5 protein-coding genes are annotated in these 7,108 nt (G+C 61.7%); 2 read left to right on the top strand and 3 right to left on the bottom strand.

The annotated features are described in order from the left end of the window. From PKKP23_RS32915 to PKKP23_RS32905, 3 genes are all read right to left on the bottom strand, one after another. Positions 1 to 2,227, bottom strand: a 2,227-nt coding sequence (locus tag PKKP23_RS32915; RefSeq protein ID WP_275094596.1) for an ESPR-type extended signal peptide-containing protein, incomplete at its 3' end; no start/stop codon positions are given. 112 nt (positions 2,228 to 2,339) lie between these two features. Then, entirely contained in the window at positions 2,340 to 2,840 is a 501-nt protein-coding gene (locus PKKP23_RS32910; protein ID WP_126880023.1) for a hypothetical protein, read from the bottom strand. An 89-nt stretch (positions 2,841 to 2,929) separates the two neighbouring features. Continuing rightward, on the bottom strand, positions 2,930 to 3,703 hold the full coding sequence (locus PKKP23_RS32905) for an EAL domain-containing protein (protein WP_126880022.1): 774 nt from the start codon (positions 3,701 to 3,703) through the stop codon (positions 2,930 to 2,932). Positions 3,704 to 4,110: 407 nt separating this feature from the next. Between PKKP23_RS32905 and PKKP23_RS32900 the strand changes: the two genes are divergently transcribed. Then, a complete protein-coding gene (locus tag PKKP23_RS32900; protein WP_126880021.1) occupies positions 4,111 to 4,719 on the top strand; it encodes a recombinase family protein in 609 nt (202 codons plus the stop codon). Between the two features lie 1,528 nt (positions 4,720 to 6,247). Further along, positions 6,248 to 6,934 (top strand): LuxR C-terminal-related transcriptional regulator, encoded by a 687-nt coding sequence (locus tag PKKP23_RS32895; protein ID WP_240659266.1) that lies wholly within the window; start codon positions 6,248 to 6,250, stop codon positions 6,932 to 6,934. Positions 6,935 to 7,108: the final 174 nt, after the last annotated feature.

Raw genomic sequence — 7,108 nt, 5'->3', positions numbered from 1 at the left:
AGAGCGAGCTCACGCCCGTGGACAGGGAACTGACACCGGTCGACAGCGAGCTGATGCCTGTGGAGGTCGACGTCGACAGCGACGTTACATTGCTGTTGGTGGTGCTCAGACCCGTGGACAGCGAACTCACACCCGTCGACAGCGAGCTGATACCGGTCGACGCGGACGTCGACAGCGAACTCACCCCGGTTGACAGCGAACTGGCCATCGTGGAGGTCGAGGTCGACAGCGAGGCCACATTACTGTCCGTCGTCGACAGCCCCGTGGACAATGAACTGATGCCCGTGGAGGCCGACGTCGACAGCGACGTCACGGTACTGTTAGTCGTGCTCAGCCCCGTGGACAGTGAACTCACTCCGGTCGAGAGCGAACTGACCGCTGTGGAGGTCGACGTCGAGAGCTTGTTCACCGCCTGGTTCGTCGCAAACAGCTGCGAGCCGTTGATCGCGTCGGTGCTTGTCGCGGTGATCCGTCCGGCCGCCACGTTCTGGATCTGCCGCTCCGCCCCCACATTGCCGACACTGACCACACTCGTCGGGTTGGTGCCCGCAAAGCTGTAGGTCGTGCCGCCAACCGTCGTGCTTGCCACCGGAGTCGGCGTGCCGCTCACCGAATTCGAACCCAGCGACACGTCGCCAGCATTGGTCGCCACCGCGCCAGTGCCGATCGCAATGCCGTTCTGTGCGGCCGAATTCGCGCCGTCACCGACGGCCACCCCGCCTGCGGCAGCGACGACCGACTGGTTGCCCAGCGCCACCGACCCCTGCCCGGTCGCCGTGTTCAGGTTGCCCAGCGCGGTGGCGCCGGTGCCCGTCGCGGTGTTGTCCGCGCCAACGGCCACCGCCCCCGTGCCCGTTGCCACGTTCGGGTCGCCGATCGCCACCGCGCCGTTGCCGCTTGCGGTGTTCGCATCGCCGACCGACACCGCGTTGCCCCCGGTGGCCGTCGCCGCATTGCCGATCGCCACGGCAGTCGCCGAATCCGCCACCGCGTTCGTGCCCATCGCGATCGAGTTGCCGCCGGTAGCCGCCGCCCCCGTGCCGATGGCCACGTCGTTGATCACCGTAGTACTGCCACTCACGCCCGCAACAGCGCCCGTGCCCTGCGCCATAGACGACGTCCCGTAGGCCTTCGCCCCGTTGCCGATCGCCGTCGCATTGCTCGCGCTCGCCACACTGTTCAGGCCAACGGCGATCGACGCGCTCTGCGCGGCGGTAGCAAGATTGCCGATCGCGACTCCCGCGGTTCCCGTCGCCGCCACCAGGGACTGGCTACCCAAAGCAATGGCGTTGGTCGCACCAGCGGCGACCGACGCGCCGTTGCCGATCGCCATCGCGCCGCTGGAGGTATTGCCCGTGGCTCCATTGACTTTTGCGCCGTTGCCGATTGCAAGGGCGTTCTGCGCGTAGGTCACACCAGCGCCATTACCCTCCGCTATCGATGCGGCCGAGTTGGCGTCCACCGACGCGCTCGGGCCAATAGCCACACTATTCGTTGCACCGGCCACGCTCGCCGCACCAGTCGAATTGGCCTGAAAGTATTTCGTCCAATAATAGAGTTGACCGCCATTGACCGCATATGTGCTTGTCGGGGTCAACGCGGGCGATGAGATGCCCGACATCGTTACGCCGGAAGCGCTCGTCACCGCATCGGTTCCGTTCGTCAGGAGCAAGTTGTTTGCTGCAGATCCGCCCGGGGTCATTGTTATGGTGGCGGTGTTATTGTCCGTGACGATAGCTGTTGGGTTGGCCGTAACTCCATTAGCATAAATCGTCGCGTACGCGTCATTCACTGACCCGGTTGCCCCATAAAAAGCGCAGAACCCTCCACTAGTCTGGCCGCCGCTATTTCCGACCCACAGGCCTGATGCGTTCACCGACCCGCAGGCGACAGCACCTCCGGCCGCCAAAGCCGGCGCCGTAAACATCAGGCTGCCGAGAATCGAACTTGCGGCAAACATCCCTATCGTCTGAACAAGATAGCCTTGCGAGCCTCTGCTCAGATTCAAATCAATACCGCCTGGAGACACAAGCGACACACCCGCGACCCGCGCCATACCGCCCAATTCAAACGCCCCGAGGTTCTCGCGCCTGACGGGATTCCTAAGAGGCCCCCGCCGATCAACCGTCGCTTCTCCGTTTCCCGTTCCCTTGTTACTGGCGAGCTCCGATGCGACCACCAGTTGCCCTAGCGCCCGGTTCCAAACCGTCCTGTAGACCCTGTTCATCTGACACCTCTCCCTGTCATTCCATCTTTCCTGCCGGTGTCAGGTGTATTAATTCGCACTCCTAATTACCGACAAACCGTCTGGCCAACAGCAGGTACTGCGCCTTTCCTTTTTATTGCCTCTCGCTCATTGACCTCGGCCCGCAGCGCGCAGCCGCCTCACGGCACCCCACCCATCCGCGGATATCCCGCCCGTGCAGCCGCCCCGCCTCCAGCAACCCCTCCAGCAGCGCCTGCCCCGCCCCCCCGCGACAATCCGCGCAGCTGTCCTCATAGCGCTGCCGCAGCCCCACGGCCACCTCCGAGCCCCCTCCGTAGAAGCCCGTCGCCATGCCCAGGTCATAGGCGATCACCGCCACCTCGTAGCGCTCGCCCACGTACAGCGCGAGCAGCTCGTGCACCGAGGTGCGGAACCATTCCACACACGCTTGCGCCGCCTCCAGCGTGAAGCGCTCGCCCTGCGGCGTTTCCGGTGCGGGCAGATGGCAACGCGCAAGGCGCGCCAGCATCGACTGCAGGTGCAGTTCGCTGGCCCCCTCCTGCGGATCGCGCCCCCGCAGCCGCCGTGCACCGCGGCCACCCGGCGACGCCATCATTCTTGTTGTTGCGCCCATCTGTTCCTCCGTCATCATCGGAATGTTGTCTGCCCGCGGCCGCGCCGCGCTCCCTAACCGGATCAGCCCACCCGGCCTTTCTGTTTCTGTCAGTGTTTCTGCTTGGTTCTGTCCGTATTCCCGTTGCTATCTGCGCCGGACGGCACCGCACCCGGCGTGACCAGCCGCCCCTGCCACCACGCGGCGCCCGCCGCGTGCACCCGCTCCAGGTCCTCGGGCGCCTCCACCCCCTCGACCACCACCTCCCCAGCCAGGTCACCCGCGAGCTGCACCATCCGCACAAGCCGCGCCGCCGCGCATTCGCCCCGGCGCATCGCCCCCAGGACCGACGCATCGATCTTGATGATGTCCGGCGACCGAATCTCGATGGCCGTCTCCACCCCGTACCCCGCGCCGAAGTCATCGACCGCCACACTGCACCCCACCTGCTGCAGGCGATTGCAGAAGCGCCGCCCCTGGTGGCGCTCGAGCCGTGCGGTCTCCGTGATCTCCACCACCAGCCGCAACGCCACCTCCGGCGCGTGCTCCAGCTCCGCAAACTGCGCCTGCCACACCACATCGGGCACCGCACTCTGCGCCGAGACGTTCACCCCCAGCCGCACTCGGGGTTCTTCCCGCAGCATCGCCACCACCCGCCGCACCACGTACCGGTCGAATGCGCGCATCAGTTGCAGTTGCTCAAGCGGCGGAATGAACTGCGACGGCCTCAGGTGCTCTCCGCGCCCATCGACCACCGTCGCGAGGCACTCGTGGTACAGCACGTGCGACGGGTTCGCCACGCTGCACACGGGCTCGCGCCGCAGCAGCACGCGGTCTTCTCGCATCGCGCCCAGCACCTCTTCGGCCAGTTCCATGTCCACCATCGCATTCTCCGCAAACGGTTACCCACCGGCGCGCGCGGCCGCCGTGACGGCCTGCCTCCGCGCCCCTTCGAAGGGGGTGGCAAAAAGGAACCCTTGTGCCAAATTGGAAAAAAAGTTCGTTACAGGCTGTAAAGCCCCGTTACACGGGGACGGGACATCAGCGGGGAGGGGGTGGACAAAAGGGTTCGTTTTTGTCCAGTAGAATGCGGACCAGCACGGCCCATATGACAATGTTTTACGTTCTCCTAACCAGTCAGCATTGCCGTGTGATCCATTACGCATTAACCGTCTTACCGGACACACCTCATGCAGCAGTACACATCCCGCCCATCGCGGCACGCCGTCCGGCCATGCCGGCCCTGCATCCGCATGTCGCGCCGAAGCCTGCCCGGCAGGAAGGTCGCCCCGTGAAGATCGGATACGCACGGGTGTCGACCGAGGAGCAGAACCTCGCCCTGCAGAAGGACGCCCTGCGCCGCGCCGGATGTGAGAGCCTGTTCACCGACCGTGGCGTCTCCGGCGCCGAGTTCAGCCGCCCCGGGCTCGACGCCGCGCTCGGCCAGCTCGCCCCCGGCGACGTGCTCGTCGTCTGGCGCCTGGACCGCCTGGGACGCTCCATCAGCAAGCTCATCGACCTCATCGCCTGGCTGGGCCGCAACGGCGTGGGCTTCGTCTCGCTCACCGAGTCCATCGACACCACCTCCGCAGGCGGGGTGCTGATGTTCCACATGATGGCCGCGCTCTCCGAGTTCGAGCGCCGCCTGATCAGCGAGCGCACCCGCGCCGGCATCGTCGCGGCGCGCGAGCGCGGCACCGTCGTGGGCCGCCGCCCCTCGCTCAGCCCCGACCAGCGCAGCCAGGCCATCACCCTGCTGCAGACCCTGCCCATCCGCGAGGTCGCCCGGCGCTTCAACGTGCACCCCCGCACCGTGCGGCGCGCCGTGCGCCCTGCCCGCCCATCGGCCGAACCAACGACTGAGCGGCGCGGCGCCGTTCAACCCGTCTTTCGAGATTGAGGATCCTAGCCATGCCATTCCCCCGCGGCGGAAGCTATTTCAACAGCCCGCCCGTTCGTAAGGTCGCAACAGTTCTTAATGATTTTTGGGATTGCGCCCATTGAGCTTATGCGCCTCGTGGGCGAAGATGGCCACAATTTCAGTGGCCGGAAGCGTCCATTTAGCATCTGCATCGGCTTGCAAAGGAAGCGGTACCTGGGCAGCGTCGGGTGTCGCTGCAGCGCTTAGAGCACTTGCTATGCCGGTACGGCGGCCCTCTCGACTAGTACTCGTTTCGCTAATTGCAGCTTCGCTCGGGAGACTATGCGCATATGGCCATGGCGCGGCAGCAGAATTGCTGACGGCGACGTTTGCACGCGAAATGCCGCATAGGGCAAAGCGCCGGGCCATGTGGCGCGCTGCTGCAACGTGGGGAATGTCGCAGAGTGCGGTGGGGCGACATTTGGCGCTTTATGGGTTCCGCGCCATCGTTCGAAGCGGTTCAAGTTGTCGAAGAAACGGCACTTTGTCGAGAAGGTCCGTTACATTGGCGGGACAGCACTTGAGCCAGCCGACCAGTGTTTCCGCCCCATGTTGGCGAGAAGAATCGGCAAACGTTCCAACATTTGCTGTTGCTAGCGGCGCCCGGCTGTCTCGCAGTGGCCACATCCCATTTATTTGTAGGGCATGTGGCGACTACGCTGCTGCTCATTGCGCCCGATGCGATACCGGATGAAGCCATTGTGCAATGCAAGCTTTTGCACCGATATTAGGAATTCGCGGCATTTCCCCCGCATACTAACCGAATGTGGCTCACTGATCTAGCTGTGGCCCGATGGTCGGCGGACTACGCGGCACCCACGCATCCGAAGGTAAAAGGCGTCGTTCGCCAGATATGCACGCTGCCGCACAAACGTCCTTCACGGCCTGGACTGGTTGCATCAGTTCGCGAACATTGCTTTGGCGTGATTGTGCCGCACGAGATCCGCTAAGCGGCGTTAGTAATGCGCGCGGACTCATGACCCATCATAGTTCGTTTATGTCGAACGCTACACTTGGCACAATTGACCGTTCGCATGAGTGCATGCAATCGCCTCAATCCTTCTGAACGGAACCGATCTATGCAAATTAACCTCTGCGAGATGACACGGCGACGATACTCGTTTATAAGGGCCCGTTTTTTAAAGCTAGAATCCGCTCAGCGTAACAAGCCGCCCCTTTCTTCCAAACATATCGACGTCGCGAATCAAGTGAATTCCGGACACGGGATAGTATGAAAGACATTGCCATAGCGAAACCTTTCAACGACCAGATGCGGTCCCATCCCACTTTTTGCCACTTTGTTGAGCATCGTAATTATTTCGCGCCCCCTAACAGAGAACTTAATGCTTTGATCGCGGAAACCTTGGGGAGAATTTCCATGCGAAAGATAATTCCGACATCCGTGACGCACCCACGAGCGGGAGAATACGGTTGTGAGCGGCAGGCACGTTAGTGGTGCCATATAACCTCGCGAAACTGGCAAGACAATTGGCACGAAATTTTGCTCATGGCCGCCAATCTTATTTGTTGTCCGGGGAATGGGATGAATAGAATCACCGTTGGCATTGCTCACAGCCATCCGGCCGTACTTTTAGGACTAGGGTCTTTTATCAAAGATTCAGACGATATTGATATTGTGTTTTGCGTTGACAATCTGGATGAATTATTCACCAAGTTGCGCGGACATTGCGTGAACGTATTGCTATGCCAATACGAATTTGACGATCCATCGAGCGGCGATGGTTTAAATCTGCTTGACAGAATTAATGCATTAGACTCCAAAGTAAGAGTGCTTTTCATGACGACCAACTCCGGGATTCACGTGATTTCCGCTGCGCTAGCTCGAGGAGCCGCTGGTTTTATCGGAAAGGAAAAATGTGATTTTGAAAGACTTGTCGAAGCAATAAGAGTAGCTCACGGAGGAAATGTGTATTTGCCACTGACGACAGCAAATGCCATGTTATCAAACGTGTTTAGGGACCGCTGCGGGAAAGTAGGGGCCGAATTGCTTTCGCCACGTGAATTAGAGGTCGTGCGAATGATTTGCTCGGGACAAAGCATTGTTGAAATCGCAAATCGACTTAGCCGCAGCCCGAAGACTATTAGCAATCAAAAGAACTCGGCGATGCGGAAACTGGCGGTGCGCAACGATGTTGAGCTGGCAAATGCTGCCCGCGACTTGGGAATCTTATAGCCTCTCGATCAGCCGGTAACGGCCGACAGATCAACTGCGGGATTCACAGAGGTGGCGTCGCTTGTTCGGACAGGGTCCCGAGATTTTTAAGTGGAACCACCGGGGCGTTCATGCTGCCGATTTAATCGCAGGCAGCGTCGCGAAGTATGCCTCGTCCGGCGTGCGGTCTTCCAG

The sequence above is a fragment of the Paraburkholderia kururiensis JCM 10599 = LMG 19447 genome (genome assembly GCF_003986935.1).
Lineage (GTDB): Bacteria > Pseudomonadota > Gammaproteobacteria > Burkholderiales > Burkholderiaceae > Paraburkholderia > Paraburkholderia kururiensis.
This window is presented reverse-complemented; position numbering and strand designations above follow the sequence as displayed.